Here is a 24,532-nt window from a genome sequence, read left to right on the forward strand (position 1 = left end):
TTTTTACGCTGCCTTCCAAATCTGGAAGCAATGATCAAATTTCTGAAATAACTTATTAGACCCTGCAAAGCTAATGTCTTGCGCCCAGCTTTCGATAGAAAATAGAAACGCTTGCAGCTCTCGCTCCACACATATCAATGCTTTCTCAAAATCAGGTCGTGAAACCTCAACATAAAACGCATCTCGAGTTGGTTCAGTATAACCATCTGACCAAATACGAATAATATTGCCTTGATGCTCAACCCATGGACTTGGATCATGCCCTAACCAAGGAGAATGGCCTGTTTGTAGAAAATCAATCCATTCGTGCCATGTTTCCAGCCCACAACAACAACTTGGAGGAATAACTTTATCTTCAGATACGATTTGTATACCACCTGGTAACACTAAACTTTCTATTTCCAGGATCTGTTCCAAAACAGTTTGTTTCTTCTTTGCGAGTTTTATTTGGTTGTATTTCGCCAATTGAGCAAACACCAAACCGATTTCTGGATATGTCATTTCTCCGCATAAACGGATCATCGACAAAGGCTTGAATTTTGGAATCGGCCAAGGACAAAGAAATTCACCTTCGTAATAAGGTAACTCTACGACCGCCTGCATCTGAATCAACGAATTCATAGGTGCTTACAGTTCTAAAAAACCGACATATCTGCACGTTATTTGCAGAATGTACCCATATCAAAACCCTCAACCAGATAATAACTCTGGCCATCTGCCATTAACCTGAATGATTTATGAAACGGGCTAAATCTTTCACTCCCCGCAAAAGCCTTCTTCTACTAACTGTAGTGTGTGTGATCGCAACAGGCATTGCTCTATTGGTAATGGGTAAGCTCGATACCACTCAAATTAAAACACTGGTTCATGGTGCAGGGATTTGGGGGCCGATTTATTACATCTTGGCCTATGTGATTGCTACCCTATTGGTTCTTCCTTCTACTGCTCTAAACCTTACAGGAGGTGGTTTGTTCGGCCCTTGGCTAGGGACCCTTTGGACAAGTCTTGCCGCCATTATTGCCGCCGTTGTGGCCTTTTACTTTAGCCGCACCATCGGTCGCGAACCCATTGCCAAACGGTTGGCAGGACGCTGGCAAAAAATGGATGCTGAGGTCAAACGGGGCGGCCTCTTCTATATGTTTGCGATTCGGTTAGTGCCGATTATGCCCTACGGCCTGGTTAACTTTGCGGCGGGTCTCACCTCTATCCGCTTTCGTGATTTTTTGATCGGTACAATCTTAGGCACGGTTCCTAGCGTTTTGCCCTTTGTTCTCTTGGGTAGTTCTAGCGTTCAAGCTCTTAATTCCGGCAACCTTGCTCCTTTAATAGGTGCTTTAGCGTTGACTGGAATACTGGTCGCAGGATCAACCTATTGGCGTCAAAAACGGTTCAAACGGAGTTGATGCCCCGAAAAATTGTCATGAACGCTACCGTTCAGTGCAAGACTGGAAGGTGGAGCTGACACAATAATCAGAAGATATGACCAAAACAGCATGGGTATTTCCTGGACAAGGGTCCCAGGCGCTTGGAATGGGCCTAGACCTACTCGATACCGAAATCGGTAAACAGCGGTTTGCAGCCGCAGAAAGCATCTTGGGATGGTCTGTCCCCGAGGTATGCCGAGAAGATGAAACCCGCCTGTCCCAAACCAATTACACCCAGCCCTGCTTATATGTAGTAGCTGCTATTTTTTCCGATCTACTGACTGAGAAAGGACTGAAACCCGATTTGGTTGCTGGTCATAGCTTAGGAGAATATGTTGCTCTATACTCAGCCCAGGTTTTTGACTTTGAATCGGGCTTAAAGCTGGTGCAAAAACGTTCAACCCTCATGTCTCAATCTTCGGACGGCAAAATGGCGGCCCTAATGGGGTTCGATCGTGATCAGCTCAATCAAACTGTTGAAAGTACAGAGGGTGTTGTTTTAGCCAATGATAACCATGCTGGCCAAGTCGTCATTTCGGGGACGCCAGCCGCCGTTGATACCGTCTTAGGCAGTATTAAAGTCAAGCGAGCGGTCGAGCTGAATGTAAGCGGTGCGTTCCATTCTCCCTTGATGGCAGATGCTGCGGCTGACTATGAATCAGTTCTAAATTCCATCGACTTTCAATCGGCACAGGTTCCGGTTGTCTCTAATGTGGAACCGACACCTTCTACAGATCCAGCTACCCTCCAAACTCGCCTGATCCAGCAAATGACGGGTCCTGTGCGCTGGCGGGAAACGGCTCTTGTTTTCGCTGATCAAGGGATTGAATCCGTTATGGAAGTCGGACCGGGTAAAGTCTTAACGGGTTTGGTCAAGCGTACCTGTAAAGAGATGACCCTAACGAATATCAATAGCTTGGAGAGCTTACCCGCTTGAGTTTAGATCAGGTTTAACCGACCAATCTCACACCAATTTGATATTGTCAGTCTAATTGAGTTCTCTGCCGAGGTTCGCTCCATGCCACAACAGCGTGAGCCCACAATTAGCTTAGCCCTCTACCACCTGTTCAAATGGACGGTGGTGAGTCCCTCTTTGCATGTTTATTTCCAGGGGCGGATTCATAATGCTGAACGGGTTCCGCAACAAGGGCCTTTAATTGTGGTTAGCAATCATGCGAGTGACTTTGATCCGCCACTGTTGTCCAACTGTATGCGCCGCCCTGTCGCATTTATGGCCAAACAGGAACTCTTTGAGGTACCTGTCCTATCCACTTTGATTCGGTGGTATGGTGCCTATCCTGTGAATCGCGGATCCGCAGATCGCAGTGCGATTCGAGCTGCGTTAGCATCTTTGGACCAAGGATGGGCCGTGGGGCTATTCTTACAAGGCACCCGTACCGCAGATGGGCGAATCAACAATCCCAAGCAAGGGGCGGCACTTATTGCCAGTAAAATTCAGGCTCCCATCCTGCCTGTCTCTTTATGGGGGACTGAAAAGATTTTGCCGAAGGGGCAAAAATTGCCGCGCAGTGTGCCGTTAACCATTCGGATTGGCGAGCCCATTCCACCCCCTCCTAGCCGAGATCGGGCTGCACTAGCCGATGTCACTCAGCAATGTGCTGATGTCATTAATTCCATGCATGATTTAGGTCGTTAACCCTATGGGACAGATTTCCACCCACCCACTGTCGCAAATTGTCTTACTGCTGGGTCTGACCGTTGGTATAGGAGCCTGTGGGTTACCAGAAGCCTTTAATCAGTTCTCGCAAGAAGCCGATAACCAGTTTGGCGATCAACACTTTAAAACAGCCATTACTTTAATTGAATTGCATCATGTGCGTTATGGAGACTATCCCCAATCCTTGGCGGATTTGAAATATACCGGAGATTGGGATCAGCTTGCAATTCAGTCAGTCAGTTATCAGAAGGCAGATAAAGGTTACATTCTTAATCTAGAAAGAGGCTGGGTTGGCAAAGCAGACCTGGAATATCCGCCCGATTTTTGGCAAAACTTAGGGATTATTGAGTCCAATGTCAAAGGCCAGCCGAATCCGATCAAGACTTCAAAGAAGTGAACATTACTGTTGTGCTTTACGGCAATAGAATCAAATCGACAGCGTTAAAATTGAACCACTCTTAAGCAGAGGGGATAGCCATTTATGTCAGCGATGCAACTAGAAGTTCTTCAACTCGGTAACCCTAAACTTCGCCGGACTGCCCGCCCTGTTGAAGATCCTACCTCTCGGGAGATTCAGTCTCTCATTGATGACTTAATTGGGACTATGGGGCAGGCCAATGGTGTCGGCATTGCCGCCCCTCAAGTTGGCATTGATTGGCAAGTTGTGATTGTGGCCTCCCGCCCCACCCTCAGATATCCTCATGCGCCTCATATGGATCCAATTGCAATGATTAATCCTCAACTCACCGATATCAGTGCAGAGCAAGTGAAGGACTGGGAAGGCTGTTTGAGTGTACCGGGTATTCGGGGCTTAGTCCCTCGTGCGTCTACTATTTCTGTTGAATACCAAGATCGCAAGGGTCAGTCTCAGCAAGAAATTTTCCATGACTTTGTTGCACGCATTATTCAGCATGAATGCGACCATTTACAGGGCTATGTATTTCTTGACCGAGTTGAATCAACTCGGGAACTTATTACCGAAAATGAGTATCACAAACTAGTACTTTCCTAGTTGTGGAGGCTCAAAGGTCATAAATAGTGTGCAATTTTATTTCAAAGTATAATTTTGGGTGACCATACGCTATACTCGTCCAATCTTTGTTTTTCCTGGAATTCTCTTCAATTTTGAAACATAACACTGCTGGATTAAGCGCTTTGATCGAGTGATTTGTAACTCGCAATATCCAGGGTGATCACTATCACTTCTCTTTTGTCAGGAAAAATCAACAATGAAGTTGACAAAGCTACAAGTGTAGTTTTAATAGCAGCATTCATCGCGCTGAGCTTTTAGAATTGGGCCATATTTGGCCAAGTTAACAAGTTATTTGTTCTCCCCAAGATGATTTATGAGCCATAACTCCCACTGGACACTCCGAGCCAATACGTCAATCGTGACATTGGTGCAGCGCCTTCTGGATCCTACATTGGCAGTCTTGTTACTAGTGATTTTGGCTCATTTTTATGCCATTCCTTTTACCACCAGTCTGCAGCTCTTTGCCCTGACAGTCTTCCTACTAATTTTGCCTGTCTTTAAGGCAACCGGTATGTATCGTCCCTACCGCAGTCTGGCTGCAAGATTGCTAGCCATTAGGTTTGTTCTGGGATGGTCAATTGTAATGGGGCTGATGCTTTTCATCGGCTTTGCGACCAAGACCTCGATGATTTTTTCGAGAGCGCTGATCTTGACCTGGTCTTGCAGTGTGCCGATGGTGTTGCTCGTGGTTCACTTTTTGGTTTGGGCGATGCTCCGCCAAATTCGCATCTCTGGGCGCAATTCTAAGTCTGCGGTGATTGCTGGGGTGAATCAAGTCAGCCTGGATCTAGCAGAGCAGATTCGGGAGTGTAAGGACTTAGGGATTCGGCTCAGTGGCTTTTTTGATGATCAGTCGCCATCGGAATTACCAGATGTTCCGATGGTGGGTAAGTTATCTGAAGTTCCCGACTATGTTCGTCAACATCATATTGATGTGGTGTATCTGGCCTGTGCTGCGGATGATGAACCGCGATTTGCAGAACTTATTGAGGCACTACAAGATACGACTGCCTGTGTCTATTTCGTGCCTAGTCTGTTGATGTACAGCCTGATGCATGGTCGGTCTTACGAAATCAATGGTGTACCTTTGATTTCGATCTGGGAGATTCCTTTTTCTGACTTGCAGTATGTCTTTAAGCGGGCCATTGATGTGGTGTTATCTGGGTTAGCCCTGGTGGTGCTGTCTCCAGTGATGACGGTGATTGCCATGGCCGTAAAGCTATCCTCACCGGGCCCGATTTTGTTTAAGCAGCGTCGGTACGGCTTAAATGGCCAAGAAATCATTGTCTACAAGTTCCGATCCATGACGGTGATGGAAGATGATGGCACTGTGGTGCAGGCAACTCGGGGTGATCGTCGCATTACTCCTCTGGGTGGTTTCTTACGCAAAACATCTTTGGATGAACTCCCTCAGTTTTTGAATGTGTGGCAAGGTCGCATGAGTCTGGTCGGACCTCGTCCCCATGCGGTGGCTCACAATGAAATGTACCGCAAGCTAATCAGTGGCTATATGCTGCGCCATAAGGTTAAGCCTGGCATTACCGGGTGGGCTCAGGTGAATGGTTGCCGGGGTGAAACGGAAACCTTGGACAAGATGAAGCGACGCATTGATTATGATTTGGAATACCTCAAAAACTGGTCTCTCAGTCTAGATATTCAAATTCTTTTGAAGACAGCTTTTGTTTTCCTCAAAGACCAAAATGCTTATTAAGCGTAGCCTAGCCCGCTAGATTCGGTTGTTTTTGGGAAACTCCTAGGGGCATTCAGCGTCATAATTAGCACATAGGAGTCGTATATCTCCTTGCTCAAAACTGGTTGATGATGTCAGTGTCAGTCCATCCATGTTCAATATGGGTTGGGACGCCTTGATTAACTAGCAAGATTAAGCGAGCAACGAGATAGACCTATGATGCTGTTTCATCGTCTGGTGACTTTATGAAGGATGCAGTCTCTCAGCTGCCCATTTCTAAGCGTGTTGTTGCGGCAACTGCTTTAGCAACGAGTCTTGCGATCGCAACCCCAAATCCTGCCCAAGCTATTCCTTTGAGAGACTTGATCTTTCGGGGGATTCAAGTCATCCAACTCTCCAATCTTTCTAATAAGCAGGAACGAGAGCTAGGCGAGCAAATTCATCGCAACCTCCAAAGCCAAGGAATGCGCTTGCATCAAGGGCGGTCCCTCAATCGCTATGTGAGCCGCATTGGTCAGCGTTTAGTAGATGCCGGGGCGAGACGCCGGAAAGTAGCCTACCGTTTTCAGGTCGTCGATGATAAGCGGGTAAATGCCTTTGCCACGATGGGAGGGCGGGTTTATGTCACTACAGGTCTGATTAATACCGCAGATAACGAAGCCCAGCTCGCTAGCGTCATTGGCCATGAAATTGGCCATATTGACCGCAAACACCTAGTCAAGCAAATTCGCAAGACGATGGTGGCTCAAGGACTAACAACCGCTATTACGGGCTCCAATCGCAGTCAAGTCGCCAATATTGGGGTCAACTTATTAGTCAGTCGTCCCCAAAGCCGCAGTGACGAATATGATGCCGATCGAGAAGGACTCCGCATGTTGAGAGCAGCAGGGTATGCCACCTCAGCGATGCCTGAATTTATGCGCAAACTCGTTTCGAGTCGATCAACCCCCACCTTTTTAAGTACCCACCCAGCCGCTCCAGATCGAGTGGTTCGCCTGGAGAGTGAGATTCAATCGGGCTCTCAAAATGAATGCGATAGCAACCCCGATCTGCAAAGCTGCGGTCTCAACCAAAGCCGCTACCGGCAAGTTGTGGGCAGTCGTTAAGCAGCCCCGTTACGCTGCAGAATCAGTCCAGTACTGCCCAGCAGATGAAAGGGTTGCGCTAAGACTGGACCCTGCTCGGTTTCAATAGCTCCTCCTAAGAGGCTGATTGTCATTGACTTATAAAGGCTGGATGATCAGATCTACTCTTTGAATTTGGTGCTGATAGTCTTCGGAGACGAATGCCTTGGATCGACTCTCGTCTAGGGTCAGCTCAACCGTTTGGATCCCTAAGGATTGAAAAAATTTCTCGTAGCTATCAATAATGGTGCTGGGTTGAGGAGATACACCTGCTGCTTCTAATTCTTCAGCCATTTCCTCATAAATTTCTGCTTCCTCTTCAAAGTCTTCGGTGGTTTGGTAGCGGGTTTTGGTATTTTCGGGTGAAAATAGCTCGCAATCTACAGTGCCTGAGGTATCTTCTCCTGAAAATACGAGTACTTTGGCCTGCAGTTTTTGAGAGAAGTCTGATGCCGAATCCAGCGGTATATATCTGCCGACATGATGGAAGATAATCACCCAGTCACTATCTATGACTTGGACAACCGCACCCGTAGGGCCATATTGATCCGCTTGTTTGGGGAAGGATGTCGTGATGGGTAAATTGTGACCCATTTCACGCTGTAAGGTCTCACCATAGACTTTGGAAACCACATCCATAGGAGCGTTCACAAACAATACAACCCATGAATAATTGCCAAAATCGCCTACATAGTCTTGAAAAGTTTCTGATTGATCCATAATGGTTGAGAACTAGGGGTTGATTTCAAAAGCAGCTAGATCATTGAGATTCCAGCGTTCCAGGGTTTGCCAAGTTTCTACTGCGGTCCATTCTCCAGGTTGTTGTGGACAGACGACTGCCAGGGTATCGAAAATAAGCGTTTCCTTAATCCTCAGTGCCTGAATGATGATTTGGCGTTCGAGGGGGGCTAATTCTTTGTAGATCAAACTGATATGGGGCATAAAAGGCTTGATTGCATTCTCAATCCACAATTCATAAACCCTTTGCCGCAAGGCCACCAGGGGATCGGCTAAAGAGGTACGGATATAAACGGTGCGAAATAACGCTGCGCTATGGTCTAACCCTTGATTATCCAGTTGCAAGACAGGTGTAGCCGCTGCCAGAGCCGCTAGTGAAGATTGATAGTCATCAGAGACTTGGAGACGACCTGCAACGGTTACATGGGGGCTAAATCTAGGGGCTTGGTATTTGTCGGCAAGCGGATCGATGATTGCTTGCAGATAGGCAGAATCTTTGGGTGTGGGAACGAGCCAGAGTGAAACGTCTTGCATTAGGGTTGTTGCGTCTTGCCTGCAGCTCCCTTTTTAATGGTGAAGTCTCGGCAGAGAGCATGATATCTCTAGGCGAGGCCGACCCTTTTTGGCAGGAGTGGCTATGACCGATCATACCCGTCTAGCAGAGCAGTTACGGCAACTGGATGGCAAAGGCTATAAAGCCTACAAATCCATCCGAGGTGAGTACTATTTTCCCCAATTCACGCTCAAAATTGATCGGGTACAGGGCGATCCCTTCGCCAAGCCCAGCCAGTGCCGAGTCCTGATTCCACAGCAAATTGCAGGCTTTCCACCAGAGTCATACGCTAATCACAGTCGAGAAGTGGGACTACGGGATTTCTTAACGCGACAGTTTCACCAGCTGACCCAGCAGAGACAGCGTCGTTCGGGAACCGGAAATAGTGGATTGATTGCCATTGCTCAGCCGGGACCAGAAATCCTAGAGCGTACAACAGCTTTTATTAGTGACGAGCAGGTAGAACTCCGTTTTTGGATTGGTTTACCGGCTCAGGGACGCCGTATAGATGGTTGGCAGGCCGCTGATTTGCTCTGTGAACAGATTCCTGAGCTGGTTGAGGGCATGCTGTATCCTCAATTGTCCACTCAGCATCTCCAGCACCATATTGATACCCATGAAGATGCCGACTGGTTGAGACAGCAATTGTCTGCCCAGGGATTAGTGGCCTTTGTCGCCGATGGTGCTATTTTGCCTCGCCAGAGCGGGATTGATACTCGTCCTTTAGAGTCTGCCACGCCCTTTCAATCACCGGCATCATTACGGGTTGAATTTTCCTGTCCCCATCACGGGTTGATTACGGGTATGGGCATTCCTAAAGGCATTACTTTGATTGTTGGGGGGGGCTATCATGGCAAATCAACGCTACTGAAAGCCTTAGAGCTAGGCATTTACAATCACATTCCAGGAGATGGGCGCGAGTATGTGGTTACCCATGCGGATGCGGTCAAAATTCGGGCAGAGGAAGGACGTCCGGTGACGGGATTAGATCTGTCTCCATTTATTAACCATCTTCCCCATCAACAGACCACGACTCAGTTTTATACGACAAATGCTAGTGGCAGTACCTCTCAGGCAGCCAATATCATCGAAGCTTTGGAGCTAGAGGCCCAAGTCTTATTGATTGACGAAGATACCACCGCTACCAATTTGATGATTCGCGATCGCAGAATGCAATCCCTAATTGCCAAAGACCAAGAACCGATCACCCCGTTCATCGATCAAATCCGCCCCCTATATGAGGATCACGGGGTTTCCAGTATTTTGGTGATGGGGGGCAGTGGAGATTACTTTGAAGTGGCTGATACGGTGATTGCCCTATCTGCGTATCGCCCTGAAAACGTGACGGAGCAAGCGCTTGCGATCGCAGCTCAGTATCCAAGCGATCGCATCTGCGAAGCGGCCCAACTTATCGGTAATCGCCAGCCTCGAAGGCTGCAGCTCAAACCTAGCTCCCTAGAGTGGAAAGGCCGACCCGCCAAGGTTAAAGTCCATGAGTTACGGGAAATTATTGTAGGTCGCGAAGCCATTGATCTGAGCCAAGTTGAACAGCTTGTGGAGTCCGGGCAACTGCGTGGGATCGCAGCCGCTATTCTGTATTTGCATGACTCTCCACCGACTGATCTAAATTTTGCGGCTGCGATCCAAGCAATCTTGTCACAACTCTCTACAGAAGGTTTATCTACCCTCAGTTCCTTTCCAGAAGGAGATTTTGTCGCGTTTCGCAGGTTTGAACTGGCCGCAGCCCTGAACCGTTGGCGTGACCTTAGTCTAGAAGATTAGGCCACCAGGCAAATTGCCATCTCTACCCAAAGCTCTGTCTCCCCTTCATGACAAAATGGAGCAGAATCAGGATGTTTTCTAAAGCAGGAGCATGGCAATGCTTCAGTGCTGATCAGGGAAGCAGCCCTGCCACAGATGGGGAGGAGCTAAATTCGGTGATACGACAGTCCAGCTATTTTTGTTCAGGATTCAAGTGAAGAGAGCATGGGCATACTTTGAGCACTAGGATTGCTCAAAGTATGCTCTAAGACTGTGATGGAAATGCTTTTGATGGGAGATTGCTGCCCGTTGAGGCCCAGGGAGCGTTTGTTCGCTGTCCACTGATGCTTAAATATTCTCTCCACTCTCTTCAAACCTTATGAATTCACTTGGAAGACATATCTTAGTTGAGTTTTACGGGGGTTCTGCCGAAGTCCTGAACGATGTTCTCCTGATCGAAACCAACATGTTGAGCGCGGCCAAGGAGTCGGGAGCCACGATTATTACCTCCCAATTTCATCGGTTTCCGCCCATTGGAGTGTCTGGGTTTATCGTCCTCCAAGAAAGCCATTTTGCCATTCATACCTGGCCGGAGTATGGCTACGCTGCCCTGGACTTATTTACCTGTGGCATGTCCGTTAACCCTTGGATCGCCTATGAAATCCTCAAAGAAGCCTTTCAAGCCGATCATGGGTCTGCTTTAGAGTTGAACCGAGGCCAACTCCATTTACTGGAAACAGAAAATGTAGATTTTAAGCGTCCCGAAGAGGTGGCTGCCTACGAATATTCTGATCCACAGGAAAAACGCACCGTTTGGTTCACAGATCGCAATGACAATATTGCTTTATCCATTCGACATCGAGGCGGCTGGATCTTCCGGGAAAAGTCTCCTTACCAAACTGTAGAAGTTCTCGACACCTTTGAATACGGCAAAATGCTGGTGATCGACAATATGGTCATGTGCAGCGAAGGCGATGAAAAAGCCTATCACGAGATGATTGTCCATGTGCCGATGCTCACTCATCCCGCTCGAAAAGTGTTGGTGATTGGCGGAGGCGATGGCGGTAGTGTGCGAGAAATTCTTCGCCATCCCCAAGTAGAAGAAGTCACCCTAGTTGAGATTGATCAGGTGGTGATTAAAGCTGCCAGAGAGCATCTCCCCACCCTGTCTTCAGCCTTAGATCATCCCAAACTGAACCTGCTGATTGGCGATGGTATCGAGTATCTAGCAGCGGCAGCCGATGAATCCTATGACCTGATTATTATTGATTCCTCCGACCCAGTCGGATGCTCTGCACCCCTATTTACCAAGGAGTTTTATCTACAGGTACACCGGGCTTTAAGATCAGGGGGTGTCTTGGTGGCCCAAAGCGAGTCTCCCCGGTTTAATCAGCCCAAATTTGTAGAACTCTATCAAGACTTAGGTGCAATTTTTGGGGCTGCTCAAGTGCACTGTTATCTAGCCTTTATCTCCACCTATCCCACAGGGATGTGGAGTTTTGCCTACTGCTCTAAAAATGGGCCGCATCCGATTCAGGACTTCGACCCACAAAAAGCACAGCAGTTTTCCCAAGACTATCAATTGGCCTACTACAATCCCGGAATCCACCAAGCCGCTTTCTGCTTACCGACCTTCGTCAAAGACATGATTACGGTGGAGCAGCCGACACTGGTCTAATCATGATGACTTTTGACCCCAATGGTGTGGGCCTAGAGAATGGCAATCTGTTTGGCCTCCCCTTCGATTTTGACAGTGCCCAAATTATTGTCTGGGGCATTCCCTGGGAAGTGACTGTCTCCTACGGTGCTGGAACGGCTCAAGGGCCAGCAGCGATTCTGCGAGAATCTCCTCAATTGGATTTGTACGATTTTGACAATCCTGGCGGCTGGCAGCAAGGTATTTACCTGGCAGGCATTCCCGAATTTATCCAAACCAAAAATGATGAACTAAAAGACACGGCTCAAGCCATTATTGAGCACACCAGTCAAGGCCATTCTGTCGCAGACTCACCAACCTTGATGGCAGCGCTCACGGAAGTGAATCAGGAATGTCGCCATCTTAATCAGTGGATTTATAAGCAAGCCCAAACGGTTTTGGCCCAAGGAAAACAGCTGGTGCTATTGGGCGGGGACCATAGTATTCCCTTGGGCTACTTGCAGGCTTTGGCTGAGCACTATGACGAATTTGGCATTCTCCAAATCGATGCCCATTCTGACTTACGCCAAGCCTATCAAGGGTTTGAATTTTCCCATGCGTCAATCATGACCAATGTGTTGAAACTGCTCCAGGTCACGAAGCTGGTTCAGGTTGGCGTTCGAGATGTTTGTGCTGCTGAAGTCGAAACCGTAGCCCAGTCCCAGGGACGAATTGTGACCTACTACGATCCAGACCTGAAGACACAACTTTATCAAGGTGAGACGTGGCATTCCCTCTGCCAAAAGATGGTGAAGCATCTCCCGCAGCAGGTCTACATTAGCTTTGATGTCGATGGTTTAGATCCTAAGTTATGCCCACACACGGGTACGCCAGTACCTGGTGGTTTGGAGTTAGAAGCAGCTTTTCATTTGTGTCGAACGATTGTTCACAGTGGGCGATCGCTGATTGGCTGTGATATCTGTGAAGTGGGTGATGGGGTGTGGGATGGCAATGTAGGAGCGCGAATTCTCTACAAGCTCTGTAATTTGATGGGGCTATCTCAATCTTGAAACCTTCGCTTGTTTCCATAGTCAAAAAGACAGGTGGTTTCAAGTATTGCAATCTTCCATGACTCGATTGAATCGTCGCCAATTTCTACTTGCAACTGGGACAGCTCTGCTAGCAGGCCCTTCCAAAACTTTAAGTCAAACCCCTGCTGCATCTCCTCTTTCTAACCAAACTCAAACTGTCATTTCTCGAATCCAAAATATTCGATTTTCGACCTTGGGGAAGATTTATCATGCTGCCAATGACCAGGATCGAACCGGGATGGGGATTTGGCCTTGTCGAACTTGCAAAGGCCCTATTAAAGATTGCCAAGAAGAGGATCAGCGGTCTGAGAAGATTTATCTTCCCTTTATGATGGCTCCTCGTCGTCAGACAGACATGATGGTCCGACAAGCCTATCACCTACTGCCAGAAACCATACGTCGCCAAACTGCTTTTGTGCTGACAGATCGCCTGGTGCAATATCCCGAGGATTATCTTCCCTATCTTCAACAAAAACAGCAGGTTGTTTTAGTCGGCAGTTTTGTGGGTATCGATAATGCTCGCAGTGTTGCAGAGTTTCCTCAGTGGCTCATTCAGCTACATCACCTGGAACTATTGCAAGTAGAAATCTGCATTGATTTGATCCATAGCTTGGGTAAACCTATTGTCGATATTGTCTATGCCCTGGGAGATTCTCCCTCTGAGTTTGCTCCTACCTTTCGACAACAGATGGAAGCCAAACTTCATAGGATTTTGGACAGTAAAGAGCTGAAACAGCTACAGCGACCCTTGGCATGGGGCGCAGATGAGGTGATGCTGAAAGCCTTTGCTCGACGTTTACCACCGCTCAGACTCAAAGCCCATATAGCCAGCCCAAATGCGCGGCACCATTATGATGGCCAAGCAACCACGGCAGCCATTTTGCAGTTAGCTATGACGGAAGTAGGCCTGACCGCAACTGAGGACGACTCTTTTGATATCCAAGCCTTAATCTTTGGTCGTCATCCACAAGCATCTGCCTTTGCCTATCAGCCCAATGATGAACAACAACAAGCCTTGGATCAACAATTTGCCCAGCGACTCCAGAATGTACCCACCGATCTGTATTCCAAGACCCTGATTATTGATGCCAGAATTCCCAATGGCGCATGGGATACCCAGTGTATTCCGCCCTCTGCTGATTTTCTGGCGTTTGGCTCTTGGGGAACCTTTACCAATTCCTGTGCTCAAACCCTTGAGATCGCAAAACTACTACACTATGCCCAACGTCCCACCATCCAGCGTCAGCTCCTCTTAGAAGCCATTGCCCATGATGTTTTTACGATTGGCTACGCCGAAGCCCGTCATCACAATTCTCCCTTACGAAAACAGCTTCAATCCGTAGGGTTACGCTATGACGATACCTGTTACACCACGGCAATAGAGGTAGAACAAGTTTTTGAGGTGATCAATACTTCTGTAAATAAGCGTATCGTGATGGTTGCACCGCAGTTGGGGCCTGCGACTTTTAAGGTTATTCCTCAACTATGGCGAACTTTTGAAAGTCAGGTGTGTCTGGAAGGTAGCGAAGGTGCGATCGCAGGTGTCTATCGCACCGATCTAAACCCAGCTACTTTCAACCCCTTTCAATTTATATCTAACGTCCAAAAATTTACGTTAACAGAATTAAATCAGGAGTTCTGACAGTAGATCTGTTGTCTAGAGTTTGGGGGCTTCCTTATGCCATTCTGTCGATTGCTCATAAGCATAGGCAGCTTGTAGCACCTGATCTTCCCGTAAGACATTACCAACAATTTGTAATCCGATTGGTAATCCTTGGTCATCAAAGCCACAGGGAAGACTTAGACCCGGTAAGCCTGCCAGATTCACTGGAATGGTCATTAAGTCAGAGAGATACATGCTTAAAGGATCAGCCGTTTTCTCTCCTGCTTTAAATGCTGTTGTTGGGGTTGTGGGACAGGCCAAAACATCCACGCTCTCAAACGCCTTCTCAAAGTCTTCCTTGATTAACGTGCGGACCTTTTGAGCTTTTAAGTAGTAAGCATCGTAATATCCTGCAGATAGGGCGTAGGTGCCGATCATAATTCGACGCTTAACCTCAGTCCCAAACCCTTCTGCCCGAGTATGGGTATACATGGACATCAGATCCTCTGGATCTTCGGTTCGGTAGCCGTACTTCACACCATCGTAGCGGGCTAGGTTTGCAGAAGCTTCCGACGGGGCAATCACATAGTAAGTGGGTAATCCGTAGCGGAAGCGTGGACAAGAAATTTCTTGGACCTCAGCACCGAGTTCACCTAACTGGTCTATCGCTTTGCGGACCGCTTGTTCTACAACCGAATCAAGTCCTTCTCCAAAGGTTTCGGTGATGATGCCTACCTTTTTCCCTTTAAGGTCAGGAATCAAAGACTTGGAATAATCAGGGATTTCTATCTTAAGGCTAGTAGAGTCACGGGCATCATAGCCCGCTATTTCCTGCAGGAGAATGGCTGCATCTTCAACCGTGCGCCCAAAGGGACCAATTTGATCTAAAGACGAAGCATAAGCCACCAGGCCAAAGCGAGATACTAATCCGTAGGTAGGCTTGAGGCCAACCACACCACAGAGGGCTGCTGGCTGACGAATGGAGCCACCGGTATCAGACCCAATAGACACCACACATTCATCAGCGGCCACTGCAGCAGCTGACCCACCAGACGATCCGCCCGGCACTCGCGACACATCCCAAGGATTGCCAGTGACTTGGTAGGCAGAGTTCTCCGTCGAGCTGCCCATGGCAAATTCATCCAGGTTGGTTTTACCCACCATGACTGCCCCCGCAGCCGCCAACTTTTGGGTTACTGTAGACTCGTAAGGGGGGATAAAGTTTTGAAGGATTTTTGATCCACAAGTGGTAGCAATTCCTTTGGTACACATATTATCTTTGATACCAATGGGAATTCCCGCTAGTAAACCAATCTCTTCCCCCGCAGCTAACTTAGCATCGACCTGTTTAGCTTGGGCGAATGCTTGGTCAGCAGTAATGGCCAAAAAACTATGGAGTTTGGGTTCTAATTGATGAATGGTTTCCAGGGCTGCTTCGGTAATTTCGTGGGCTGATCGTTCTTTAGCGATCAACTCTTGATGCAACGCTCGGATGGATGCCATGCAGCAAATCCTTTTGTTCAAAATGTGCCAGTCCTCAGTATACGGTGACCTATGACTCACCCGCTTTATATCGCCTTTATTTGGCATCAGCATCAGCCTCTCTATAAAAGCCGAGTCACCGGCAAATACCGACTTCCTTGGGTTCGGTTGCATGGGACTAAGGATTATTTAGATTTAGTTCTGTTGCTGAGCCGCTATCCCAAATTGCATCAAACCGTTAACTTGGTGCCATCGCTGCTCATGCAGATCGAAGACTATGTGGCGGGGACCGCCGTTGACCCTTATTTAGAAGTGGCGACTCTTCCCACAGAACAGCTGACGCCAGAGCAACATCAATTTATTGCCCAGCATTTCTTTGATGCCCATCACCAAACCTTGGTTGATCCCCATCCTCGCTATGCAGAACTGTTTGGTCAAAAGCAGGACAAAGGGGAAGCCTGGTGTCTAGAAAACTGGACGGCCCAAGACTATGGGGATTTATTGGCCTGGCATAATCTAGCCTGGATTGATCCTCTCTTTTGGGATGACCCGGATATTGCCCGATGGTTGAAACAAGATCGCAATTTTAGCCTGCAAGATCGCAAAGATATTATCGAAAAGCAGCGCCAGATCCTGAGTCGCATTGTGCCCCAACATCGGCAGATGCAAGACGACGGCCAGCTAGAGGTGATGACGACTCCTTACACCCACCCCATTTTGCCCCTGTTAGCCGATACCGATGCGGGACGCGTGGCAGTTCCCCATATGGATTTACCGGAAGCCCAATTCCAATGGCCAGACGATATCCCTCGCCACTTGAAAAAGGGATGGGAGATGTATGAGGAACGATTCGGACGATCTCCTCGCGGACTATGGCCCTCTGAGCAGTCCGTGAGTCCTAGTATTTTGCCCCATGTCGCTAAGCAGGGCTTCAACTGGCTTTGTTCTGATGAGGCCGTTTTGGGATGGACCACTCATCATTTCTTCCATCGGGATGAACAGGGCAATGTCTATGAGCCTGAGATTCTATATCAGCCTTATCGCTTAAGTACCTACGAAGGCGATCTGTCGATTGTCTTTCGGGATCACCGATTGTCCGATCTGGTGGGCTTCACCTATAGCGCTATGCAGCCGGAAGAAGCAGCTTCTGATTTAGTGGGGCATCTACATGCGATCTCAAACACCCTCATCGACCGCCAACCCGAAGAAGGAACCGCTCTGGCCAAGCCCTGGCTGGTGACTATTGCCCTTGATGGCGAAAACTGCTGGGAGTACTACGAACGAGACGGCATCCCTTTTCTAGAAAGCCTCTATCAAAAGCTCAGTGAGATTGATGACCTCAAACTCGTCACCGTCTCTGAATACCTAGAACAGTTTCCGCCCCAAGAGACCCTACCGACGACTAAGCTCCATAGTGGATCTTGGGTAGATGGCAGTTTCACCACTTGGATTGGTGATCCTGTCAAAAATCGAGCCTGGGATTTATTGACAGAGGCCAGAAAAACTTTAGAAAAGCATCCCGAAGCTACCGAAGAGCAAAACCCAGATGCCTGGGAAGCTTTATATGCAGCAGAAGGCTCCGATTGGTTTTGGTGGTTTGGTGAAGGACATTCCTCGAATCAAGATGAGATTTTTGATCAGCTTTTTCGGGAGCATTTAGTCGCCCTCTATCAAGCCTTAGAGGAGCCCGTTCCTGAAGTCCTTCAGTATCCCCTGGAAGAACATCAATCAACGGCAGATCATCGTCCCCAAAGCTTTATCCATCCAGTGATCAACGGGGTTGTGGATGAACAAGATTGGGACCATGCGGGGCGAATTACCATCGCTGGTTCTAGGGGGACGATGCATCGTAGCAGCACCATCCAACGCCTTTGGTATGGGCTGGATCACCTGAATTTCTATATGCGATTTGATTTTCAGGTGGGTAAAAAACCGGGGGTTGATTCTCCCCCAGAACTGCACTTGTTGTGGTTCTATCCGGGACAAACCATGAATAATAGCCTGATTCCTCTAGGCCAAGTTCCCGATCAAAGCCCTCTCAACTACCGATATCATCATCATCTGGGCATTAATCTCACCAATCATGATATTTGGCTAGAAGAAGCCGCTGACCATGACCAATGGCACGGTCGGTCCCATCATGTACAACTTGGCCTCGATCAATGCCTAGAAATCGCAGTGCCATGGAGCGATTTACATCTAGAGCCTGATTGGCCTGTGGAACTGGTTGTGATTTTATCCAAGCAGGGTGAGTTTGTGGAGCACCTCCCTGAGAATATGTTGGTGCCACTACAGGTGCCCTAAGGGCTGGCTAAGCTTCTAGCACAGCAGATTGCAAAGCCCCCAGAGCTGAAATAGTTCTGGGGGCTTTGCATGATGAATGATCAGATTCAGTAAACCCAGTTTATAGGTTTAGCACAAGGGAGTTTTATGACTCTTTGAGGAATCCACTGTAGGCTTCCATGCCATGTTCGCTGATATCGAGACCCTTGATTTCTTCTTCTTCAGGAACGCGTAGTCCAGCAACCGCCTTGATGATGGCCCAAGTAACCGCTGCAGTGACCAAAGTGAACGCACCGACCGCAAAGATGCCAACGATTTGAGGAATCACTTGCTCAAACCCACCCCCGAGGATTAACCCCTTCGCAGGACCGCCGCCTTCGCCATAGATGAGACCATCCGGTCCTTGGGAAAAGAGGCCGACTGCCAAAGTACCCCAAACACCGCAAACGCAGTGAACAGAGATAGCACCAACCGGGTCATCAATCTTCAAGCCATCAATGATAGTGACTGCAAACACAACAATCACCCCAGCAATCAGACCAATCACTGCAGCCCAAGGCACAGTCACCCAAGCACAAGGAGCTGTAATACCGACCAGACCAGCCAAGATACCGTTGATGATCATCGATAAATCAGGCTTTCCCAGGTAGAACCAAGCAGTGAACGTCGCAGCAACGCCACCAAAAGCAGCCGCAATATTAGTCGTCAACGCCACATGAGCAATGGCAGACCCATCACCGACACCCATAGTGGATCCTGGGTTAAAGCCAAACCAGCCCAACCAGAGAATCAAACAACCCAAAGTCGCAATACTCATATTGTGACCAGGCATGGCAGTTGCCCCAGTTTGGGAATAGCGGCCTAACCGAGGTCCGAGGAAAGCTGCGCCGACAAAAGCTGCCCAGCCGCCGACCGAGTGAACCACAGTAGAACCGGCAAAGTCCCAAAAGCCCATGCCAGCTAACCAACCGCCACCCCAGATCCAGTGACCAGTGATGGGATAAAGCACCCCAGTGAGGACCAAGCTAAAGATCAAGAAAGAAACAAACTTGATTCGCTCAGCTACAGCACCAGAAACAATCGTGGCCGCTGTGCCGGCAAACACGAGTTGAAAGAGGAACTTAGCAAAGAGGGGAACCCCTGTCCAGTTCAAGGCGCTAAACACACCTTCATAATTGTCGATAGCTGGGCTATTATCAGCCCCACTGACAAACCAACCTGTCGTTCCTAAGATAGGATTGCCGTCACCAAACATTAAGCCAAAGCCAATGGCCCAGTAAGCAATGGTGGCTAGGGCAAATACAACTAAGTTCTTCGCTAGGATGTTGACGGCATTTTTTTGCCGACAGAATCCAGTTTCAAGCATGCCGAATCCAGCATTCATGAAAAAGACGAGAAAGGCACAGAGCAGAACCCAGACCGTGTCCAAGCCAACGGTGAGGGTTGCTGTGGGGTCAGGGGGTGTTGCTTCTTGAGCAACGGCCGCCACGGACCAGAATAATAAAACTATTGCTGTCATTGGCAAGCATACTTGCCAAGCAGGAGATAAGCGTTTTTTGCGCTTGAGGTTTTTTGACCTCGATTTAATAGGCTTAGACATCACCACAATACGTTTCCTAGATAAATGATGGACAACCAATTGCTCTAGTAGTTGATTTAGATGGGGACATCGAAACCATTACTAAATAACGAATTAAGGGCCATCTTTGAATGATTACTTAAGTGATAGTTGGGGCTTGAATGGACCGAACTCTCTTCGGGGTTCTAATCTAATCGATTCAACAGTGCTAGGTAATGTAGTTCTGTATTTTTAGATACATTTTTTCTTCCGTGAGAGAACTTATGGCTTAGCTAGGCCAGTCCATTGAAGCCTCAATCATAAAATATTCTCTACCCTAGCCTTAGATGCAAAAGTGGGCATTTATAGTTTGGATATATTCACAAAAGGCCCTGGTTAATACCAGGGCCTTTTGTGAATATATGCTTTTCAACCTCTAATGTCAGAAATGCACTAAATAGGTCTTAGAGAGTCGTTAACGCATCATTGAGGGAGCGCGGCTACCTTGAACCTGAGCATCTTTGAGGAATCCACTGTAGGCTTCCATGCCATGTTCGCTGATATCGAGACCCTTGATTTCTTCTTCTTCAGGAACGCGTAGTCCAGCAACCGCCTTGATGATGGCCCAAGTAACCGCTGCAGTGACCAAAGTGAACGCACCGACCGCAAAGATGCCAACGATTTGAGGAATCACTTGCTCAAACCCACCCCCGAGGATTAACCCCTTCGCAGGACCGCCGCCTTCGCCATAGATGAGACCATCCGGTCCTTGGGAAAAGAGGCCGACTGCCAAAGTACCCCAAACACCGCAAACGCAGTGAACAGAGATAGCACCAACCGGGTCATCAATCTTCAAGCCATCAATGATAGTGACTGCAAACACAACAATCACCCCAGCAATCAGACCAATCACTGCAGCCCAAGGCACAGTCACCCAAGCACAAGGAGCTGTAATACCGACCAGACCAGCCAAGATACCGTTGATGATCATCGATAAATCAGGCTTTCCCAGGTAGAACCAAGCAGTGAACGTCGCAGCAACGCCACCAAAAGCAGCCGCAATATTAGTCGTCAACGCCACATGAGCAATGGCAGACCCATCACCGACACCCATAGTGGATCCTGGGTTAAAGCCAAACCAGCCCAACCAGAGAATCAAACAACCCAAAGTCGCAATACTCATATTGTGACCAGGCATGGCAGTTGCCCCAGTTTGGGAATAGCGGCCTAACCGAGGTCCGAGGAAAGCTGCGCCGACAAAAGCTGCCCAGCCGCCGACCGAGTGAACCACAGTAGAACCGGCAAAGTCCCAAAAGCCCATGCCAGCTAACCAACCGCCACCCCAGATCCAGTGACCAGTGATGGGATAAAGCACCCCAGTGAGGACCAAGCTAAAGATCAAGAAAGAAACAAACTTGATTCGCTCAGCTACAGCACCAGAAACAATCGTGGCCGCTGTGCCGGCAAACACGAGTTGAAAGAGGAACTTAGCAAAGAGGGGAACCCCTGTCCAGTTCAAGGCGCTAAACACACCTTCATAATTGTCGATAGCTGGGCTATTATCAGCCCCACTGACAAACCAACCTGTCGTTCCTAAGATAGGATTGCCGTCACCAAACATTAAGCCAAAGCCAATGGCCCAGTAAGCAATGGTGGCTAGGGCAAATACAACTAAGTTCTTCGCTAGGATGTTGACGGCATTTTTTTGCCGACAGAATCCAGTTTCAAGCATGCCGAATCCAGCATTCATGAAAAAGACGAGAAAGGCACAGAGCAGAACCCAGACCGTGTCCAAGCCAACGGTGAGGGTTGCTGTGGGGTCAGGGGGTGTTGCTTCTTGAGCAACGGCCGCCACGGACCAGAATAATAAAACTATTGCTGTCATTGGCAAGCATACTTGCCAAGCAGGAGATAAGCGTTTTTTGCGCTTGAGGTTTTTTGACCTCGATTTAATAGGCTTAGACATCACCACAATACGTTTCCTAGATAAACGATGGACAACCAATTGCTCTAGTAGTTGATTTAGATGTAGAGACTTCAGCCATTCCTAAACGTTGGATACTAAAGCAATTAAACGATCTAAAGAAGATAAGCCCGATCGGTAAAGCAAATTGGATAGGGGTTCACCCAACCCACTGATTTAATCGATTCAACAGTGGTAGAGGTCGCAGTTCTGTATAGAGTGATACATTTCTTTCTGGGTAGAGAACAGAGTAACCTGAAAGAAGTTGATCAATAACATCTTGGGGTTTCTCACCTAATTCCCCAAAACTTTACACTGATAAAGCATCTAGGGTTTGACATTAATATGAGTAAGGTTTGGGAAATCGATTTTTATTCGCGCCCTATTTTAGACGAGCAACAAAAAAAAATTTGGGAACTACTGGTTTGTGATTCTCAACGAAACTTTGAATTCACCAAAGTCTGCTCTGGTTCCCAGGCTAATGCTCGCTGGTTACAAGAATCATTAGCCGAAGCTTTACCCCTATGGCGGCAACAAGGGAATTATGGTGAGCAAGACTTTCCAGAAAGAATCCGCTTTTTTCGGCGTTCGATGAAGAGTATTATTCCGCGGGCCTGTGAAGCCTTGGAAATTCCGGCTCAGCCGAGTCGGAGAACTTTTGCCGTGTATCAGTGGCTTTGCGAACGGGAGCAGACCGTCTACCCTCAGCATCCAGGATATCAACCGATGATGGCTGCGCCCATGGTATTTGAGCCCACTTTGCCTAAGCCTTTACCGGATGCTTTACAAGGAGAGGGGTGGCGTCTAGTAACGCTTCAACTCAGTGCCTTTGCCGACATGGACGAGTGGGATATTGCTTTTGGGGATAAAATTCCTTTGGCACAGTTGAATCTACCACCAGAGACCGAAATTCCCGGACTGCTGATTTTCTCGGAACGCTCTACCCCACTTTCTGGCTGGATGTCTGGTTTAGAACTGTCCTGTCTGAAGCTGGAAATGGATCCTAAACCTCAGTTGCTTTTAGAGACAGGACTCAGCGATCGCTGGGTGATTGCCTATCTGAATGACGACAAATTAGTGGCCGAAATTCAGGGATTTGAAAAGACGAAGCAGGCGGCTCAACAGGTTCATTTTGTGGCAGTGCAATCTTCGCCTGATTCTGAGCAATTTGCTGGATTCTGGTTAATGCAAGAAATGACGGCTGCTTAATAACGTGTTTTCCCCTGATGTTGCCAAAGATGCAGAAATTTCTATAGTTGTGCTTTAGGCACCTAGGGCTAACCAACGTTTCTGCAGAGTGTTCAGGCGAAGATACGCTAGCTTGGCCGAAAAATCTGATCTGAGTAGCCCACCATGGGGCCAGAAACCACCATCTGCGAGATCCCACCAAGTCACGGCTTGGATGTAGGATTTGCTGTAGCACAGGGTATAAAACTGTTCTACCCAATCAGCTTGGATATTTTCATTCCAAGGTCCATGCCAGAGTCCAGGAGGATCGGGAAAGGGGGTATTCTCAGCCCGAGTGGTGTTAGAGGAAACCCCTAGTTCTGTGATGTGAATCGGTTTGCCAAGCTGGCTAAACCGCTCCAGGAGCCGATTAATTTCAAACATGTCTTGATTGGGATAATACAACTGCATACCGATAATTTCGAAGGGAATATCGGTTTTAAGACAGGTTTGGAGGTATTGGTAGGCACTCTGTAACGGGATTTGGTGAGGACCCCTGGCAATATACTCAGCCCACTGGCAGCAGGTATTGATGATGCGTTGTGCCTTTGGATGGCCTCCACTCGTGGCAAGTGCTGCGAGCTGAGTCATCTCTCGCTGCTGTTCTGCCGAGAAATTAAGGGTGTTGGCCCAGTCAATATCGTGGGCCTCATTGATGATGTCGTAGTAGGGAATGCGATCGCAATATCGTCCCGTAATCTCCCCCACGCGCTGACGCAGCAAATCTTTGAGTTCCTCATAGGGTTTGTCTTTGGCCCAGACGGGGAGTCCAGCGCCATGGAACCAGACGAGGGGGTGCCCTTTAGGGGTAATGCCTTCTGCTTCTAACCAATTCACCATTTCATCGGTTTGAGCAAAATTGGGTTTTCCAGCTTCTGGCTCAAAGGAACGCCAGTAAAAGGGCAGGGTGGCAAAGTTAAATAGCTGTTTGAATCGACGATCATACTCTGCGCCTGCGGTTGGATGGCGAAAGAAATTGCAGCCAAATAGAAACTCAGGTCGATGACCTCGCTGATGAATTTGATGCTGAGCGTGGGCAAAGACGGCAGATTCTCCTGCCCATAACCCTTCCCGTAGAGAATCATTGGCAAAGGCAGCCATTGCTTTGGGATTGGCAGCTGCTTGGGCCTGTCGGAGGTAAGCCTCGGCTTGCTGAAGTTGCTCTGTGATGGCAGGGGGACATTGAAAGCCTTGTTGTTGCCAAGTTGAGATCGCAGTCCGCACCCGATGTATCCGCGACTCGGCACAGGCCAAATTTAAATTCAGAGGAAAATCTGTTGGGGTATATCCTCGACCCTGGTTGTCGGCATAGAGGGCCACTTTACCAAACCCTTTAACCGCCAGATAAAGCACAATCGCAAAAGGAACAGATGGGGGTGTGGTCCACAGAACACCTGAGTTCACTTGACGGGGAGGATTGGGCATGGGTTCATCCTCTAAGGTGAGGAAAAACGTTTGGTTGAAGACCTTTGCAGGTATGGGTTTACCCGCAGATGTCCAAGCCTGCAGCTTGATTTGATCAGTACCGGTAGGGACCTCTGCTCTAGAGGTATCGGGTCGCGAAGAGCCCAGGGCGAGTAGTGCTGCCGTTCCTCCTGTTAACGTTAAAAACTGCCGTCGATCGATTGCTGTCATTTATTGCCCCCCATTGTGAGTTGTCAGCTAAAGTTAGCGATCCGGGTAATCTG

Annotated in this window: 20 protein-coding genes; 13 read left to right on the plus strand and 7 right to left on the minus strand. The window is 48.3% G+C overall.

Going from position 1 to position 24,532, the window contains the following annotated elements:
• Positions 1–3: 3 nt before the first annotated feature.
• A complete protein-coding gene (locus I1H34_RS01860; RefSeq protein ID WP_212664083.1) occupies positions 4–621 on the minus strand; it encodes a hypothetical protein in 618 nt (205 codons plus the stop codon).
• Between the two features lie 116 nt (positions 622–737).
• Here I1H34_RS01860 and I1H34_RS01865 point away from each other — a divergent pair, with 116 nt between their 5' ends.
• From I1H34_RS01865 to I1H34_RS01895, 7 genes are all read left to right on the plus strand, one after another.
• Positions 738–1,403: a TVP38/TMEM64 family protein gene (locus tag I1H34_RS01865; RefSeq protein WP_212664084.1), complete on the plus strand. Its 666-nt coding sequence runs from the start codon at positions 738–740 to the stop codon at positions 1,401–1,403.
• Between the two features lie 76 nt (positions 1,404–1,479).
• Positions 1,480–2,361, plus strand: coding sequence for an ACP S-malonyltransferase (fabD, locus tag I1H34_RS01870; RefSeq protein WP_212664085.1), 882 nt, complete (start codon positions 1,480–1,482; stop codon positions 2,359–2,361).
• Between the two features lie 81 nt (positions 2,362–2,442).
• On the plus strand, positions 2,443–3,081 hold the full coding sequence (locus I1H34_RS01875; RefSeq protein ID WP_212664086.1) for a lysophospholipid acyltransferase family protein: 639 nt from the start codon (positions 2,443–2,445) through the stop codon (positions 3,079–3,081).
• Positions 3,082–3,085: 4 nt separating this feature from the next.
• Positions 3,086–3,499 carry a hypothetical protein gene (locus I1H34_RS01880; protein WP_212664087.1) on the plus strand — a complete coding sequence of 138 codons (414 nt, stop codon included), beginning with the start codon at positions 3,086–3,088 and terminating at the stop codon, positions 3,497–3,499.
• A gap of 84 nt (positions 3,500–3,583) precedes the next feature.
• On the plus strand, positions 3,584–4,114 hold the full coding sequence (def, locus tag I1H34_RS01885; RefSeq protein ID WP_212664088.1) for a peptide deformylase: 531 nt from the start codon (positions 3,584–3,586) through the stop codon (positions 4,112–4,114).
• Between the two features lie 334 nt (positions 4,115–4,448).
• Entirely contained in the window at positions 4,449–5,846 is a 1,398-nt protein-coding gene (locus I1H34_RS01890) for an undecaprenyl-phosphate glucose phosphotransferase (RefSeq protein ID WP_249369715.1), read from the plus strand.
• 224 nt (positions 5,847–6,070) lie between these two features.
• Positions 6,071–6,931 carry a M48 family metallopeptidase gene (locus I1H34_RS01895; RefSeq protein ID WP_212664089.1) on the plus strand — a complete coding sequence of 287 codons (861 nt, stop codon included), beginning with the start codon at positions 6,071–6,073 and terminating at the stop codon, positions 6,929–6,931.
• 117 nt (positions 6,932–7,048) lie between these two features.
• Here I1H34_RS01895 and I1H34_RS01900 read toward each other — a convergent pair whose 3' ends face one another.
• Both I1H34_RS01900 and I1H34_RS01905 read right to left on the minus strand, forming a co-directional pair.
• Positions 7,049–7,669, minus strand: a complete 621-nt coding sequence (locus I1H34_RS01900) for a hypothetical protein (RefSeq protein ID WP_212664090.1) — start codon at positions 7,667–7,669, stop codon at positions 7,049–7,051.
• A 12-nt stretch (positions 7,670–7,681) separates the two neighbouring features.
• Positions 7,682–8,221, minus strand: coding sequence for a 2'-5' RNA ligase family protein (locus I1H34_RS01905; RefSeq protein ID WP_212664091.1), 540 nt, complete (start codon positions 8,219–8,221; stop codon positions 7,682–7,684).
• 103 nt (positions 8,222–8,324) lie between these two features.
• On the opposite strand from I1H34_RS01905, the gene I1H34_RS01910 reads away from it, so the two are divergent.
• The 4 genes from I1H34_RS01910 to I1H34_RS01925 all read left to right on the plus strand — a co-directional run bounded on the left by I1H34_RS01910 (position 8,325) and on the right by I1H34_RS01925 (position 14,370).
• Positions 8,325–10,022 carry an ABC-ATPase domain-containing protein gene (locus I1H34_RS01910; protein ID WP_212664092.1) on the plus strand — a complete coding sequence of 566 codons (1,698 nt, stop codon included), beginning with the start codon at positions 8,325–8,327 and terminating at the stop codon, positions 10,020–10,022.
• Positions 10,023–10,380: 358 nt separating this feature from the next.
• The gene (speE, locus tag I1H34_RS01915) at positions 10,381–11,679 is read left to right on the plus strand and encodes a polyamine aminopropyltransferase (RefSeq protein WP_212664093.1); all 1,299 of its coding nucleotides are present in this window, start codon (positions 10,381–10,383) and stop codon (positions 11,677–11,679) included.
• A 2-nt stretch (positions 11,680–11,681) separates the two neighbouring features.
• A complete protein-coding gene (locus tag I1H34_RS01920) occupies positions 11,682–12,707 on the plus strand; it encodes an agmatinase family protein (RefSeq protein ID WP_212664094.1) in 1,026 nt (341 codons plus the stop codon).
• A 58-nt stretch (positions 12,708–12,765) separates the two neighbouring features.
• Positions 12,766–14,370, plus strand: coding sequence for a hypothetical protein (locus tag I1H34_RS01925; RefSeq protein ID WP_212664095.1), 1,605 nt, complete (start codon positions 12,766–12,768; stop codon positions 14,368–14,370).
• A gap of 15 nt (positions 14,371–14,385) precedes the next feature.
• Here the strand turns inward: I1H34_RS01925 and gatA are convergent, their stop codons facing one another.
• Positions 14,386–15,834, minus strand: coding sequence for an Asp-tRNA(Asn)/Glu-tRNA(Gln) amidotransferase subunit GatA (gatA, locus tag I1H34_RS01930; RefSeq protein WP_212664096.1), 1,449 nt, complete (start codon positions 15,832–15,834; stop codon positions 14,386–14,388).
• Between the two features lie 51 nt (positions 15,835–15,885).
• On the opposite strand from gatA, the gene I1H34_RS01935 reads away from it, so the two are divergent.
• Entirely contained in the window at positions 15,886–18,117 is a 2,232-nt protein-coding gene (locus tag I1H34_RS01935) for a glycoside hydrolase (RefSeq protein ID WP_212664097.1), read from the plus strand.
• Between the two features lie 124 nt (positions 18,118–18,241).
• Here the strand turns inward: I1H34_RS01935 and I1H34_RS01940 are convergent, their stop codons facing one another.
• Positions 18,242–19,696 (minus strand): ammonium transporter, encoded by a 1,455-nt coding sequence (locus tag I1H34_RS01940; RefSeq protein WP_235111118.1) that lies wholly within the window; start codon positions 19,694–19,696, stop codon positions 18,242–18,244.
• A gap of 433 nt (positions 19,697–20,129) precedes the next feature.
• Positions 20,130–21,620: an ammonium transporter gene (locus I1H34_RS01945; RefSeq protein WP_249369717.1), complete on the minus strand. Its 1,491-nt coding sequence runs from the start codon at positions 21,618–21,620 to the stop codon at positions 20,130–20,132.
• 342 nt (positions 21,621–21,962) lie between these two features.
• Here I1H34_RS01945 and I1H34_RS01950 point away from each other — a divergent pair, with 342 nt between their 5' ends.
• On the plus strand, positions 21,963–22,826 hold the full coding sequence (locus I1H34_RS01950; protein WP_212664100.1) for a Tab2/Atab2 family RNA-binding protein: 864 nt from the start codon (positions 21,963–21,965) through the stop codon (positions 22,824–22,826).
• Between the two features lie 54 nt (positions 22,827–22,880).
• On the opposite strand, the gene I1H34_RS01955 is transcribed toward I1H34_RS01950, so the two are convergent.
• A complete protein-coding gene (locus I1H34_RS01955; RefSeq protein WP_212664101.1) occupies positions 22,881–24,479 on the minus strand; it encodes an endo-1,4-beta-xylanase in 1,599 nt (532 codons plus the stop codon).
• Between the last annotated feature and the right edge of the window lie 53 nt (positions 24,480–24,532).

Source organism: Acaryochloris marina S15 (assembly GCF_018336915.1).
GTDB classification, from domain to species: Bacteria; Cyanobacteriota; Cyanobacteriia; order Thermosynechococcales; family Thermosynechococcaceae; genus Acaryochloris; species Acaryochloris marina_A.

What these genes read in the sequence shown, in the direction of transcription:
- gatA (WP_212664096.1), bottom strand. Translation starts at nt 15,834, where the DNA reads ATGGCATCCATCCGAGCGTTGCATCAAGAGTTGATCGCTAAAGAACGA.
- def (WP_212664088.1), top strand. Translation starts at nt 3,584, where the DNA reads ATGTCAGCGATGCAACTAGAAGTTCTTCAACTCGGTAACCCTAAACTT.
- I1H34_RS01910 (WP_212664092.1), top strand. Translation starts at nt 8,325, where the DNA reads ATGACCGATCATACCCGTCTAGCAGAGCAGTTACGGCAACTGGATGGC.
- I1H34_RS01940 (WP_235111118.1), bottom strand. Translation starts at nt 19,696, where the DNA reads ATGTCTAAGCCTATTAAATCGAGGTCAAAAAACCTCAAGCGCAAAAAA.
- I1H34_RS01905 (WP_212664091.1), bottom strand. Translation starts at nt 8,221, where the DNA reads ATGCAAGACGTTTCACTCTGGCTCGTTCCCACACCCAAAGATTCTGCC.
- I1H34_RS01920 (WP_212664094.1), top strand. Translation starts at nt 11,682, where the DNA reads ATGATGACTTTTGACCCCAATGGTGTGGGCCTAGAGAATGGCAATCTG.
- I1H34_RS01880 (WP_212664087.1), top strand. Translation starts at nt 3,086, where the DNA reads ATGGGACAGATTTCCACCCACCCACTGTCGCAAATTGTCTTACTGCTG.
- I1H34_RS01900 (WP_212664090.1), bottom strand. Translation starts at nt 7,669, where the DNA reads ATGGATCAATCAGAAACTTTTCAAGACTATGTAGGCGATTTTGGCAAT.
- I1H34_RS01945 (WP_249369717.1), bottom strand. Translation starts at nt 21,620, where the DNA reads ATGTCTAAGCCTATTAAATCGAGGTCAAAAAACCTCAAGCGCAAAAAA.
- speE (WP_212664093.1), top strand. Translation starts at nt 10,381, where the DNA reads ATGAATTCACTTGGAAGACATATCTTAGTTGAGTTTTACGGGGGTTCT.
- I1H34_RS01875 (WP_212664086.1), top strand. Translation starts at nt 2,443, where the DNA reads ATGCCACAACAGCGTGAGCCCACAATTAGCTTAGCCCTCTACCACCTG.
- I1H34_RS01890 (WP_249369715.1), top strand. Translation starts at nt 4,449, where the DNA reads ATGAGCCATAACTCCCACTGGACACTCCGAGCCAATACGTCAATCGTG.
- fabD (WP_212664085.1), top strand. Translation starts at nt 1,480, where the DNA reads ATGACCAAAACAGCATGGGTATTTCCTGGACAAGGGTCCCAGGCGCTT.
- I1H34_RS01935 (WP_212664097.1), top strand. Translation starts at nt 15,886, where the DNA reads ATGACTCACCCGCTTTATATCGCCTTTATTTGGCATCAGCATCAGCCT.
- I1H34_RS01925 (WP_212664095.1), top strand. Translation starts at nt 12,766, where the DNA reads ATGACTCGATTGAATCGTCGCCAATTTCTACTTGCAACTGGGACAGCT.
- I1H34_RS01955 (WP_212664101.1), bottom strand. Translation starts at nt 24,479, where the DNA reads ATGACAGCAATCGATCGACGGCAGTTTTTAACGTTAACAGGAGGAACG.
- I1H34_RS01860 (WP_212664083.1), bottom strand. Translation starts at nt 621, where the DNA reads ATGAATTCGTTGATTCAGATGCAGGCGGTCGTAGAGTTACCTTATTAC.
- I1H34_RS01950 (WP_212664100.1), top strand. Translation starts at nt 21,963, where the DNA reads ATGAGTAAGGTTTGGGAAATCGATTTTTATTCGCGCCCTATTTTAGAC.
- I1H34_RS01865 (WP_212664084.1), top strand. Translation starts at nt 738, where the DNA reads ATGAAACGGGCTAAATCTTTCACTCCCCGCAAAAGCCTTCTTCTACTA.
- I1H34_RS01895 (WP_212664089.1), top strand. Translation starts at nt 6,071, where the DNA reads ATGAAGGATGCAGTCTCTCAGCTGCCCATTTCTAAGCGTGTTGTTGCG.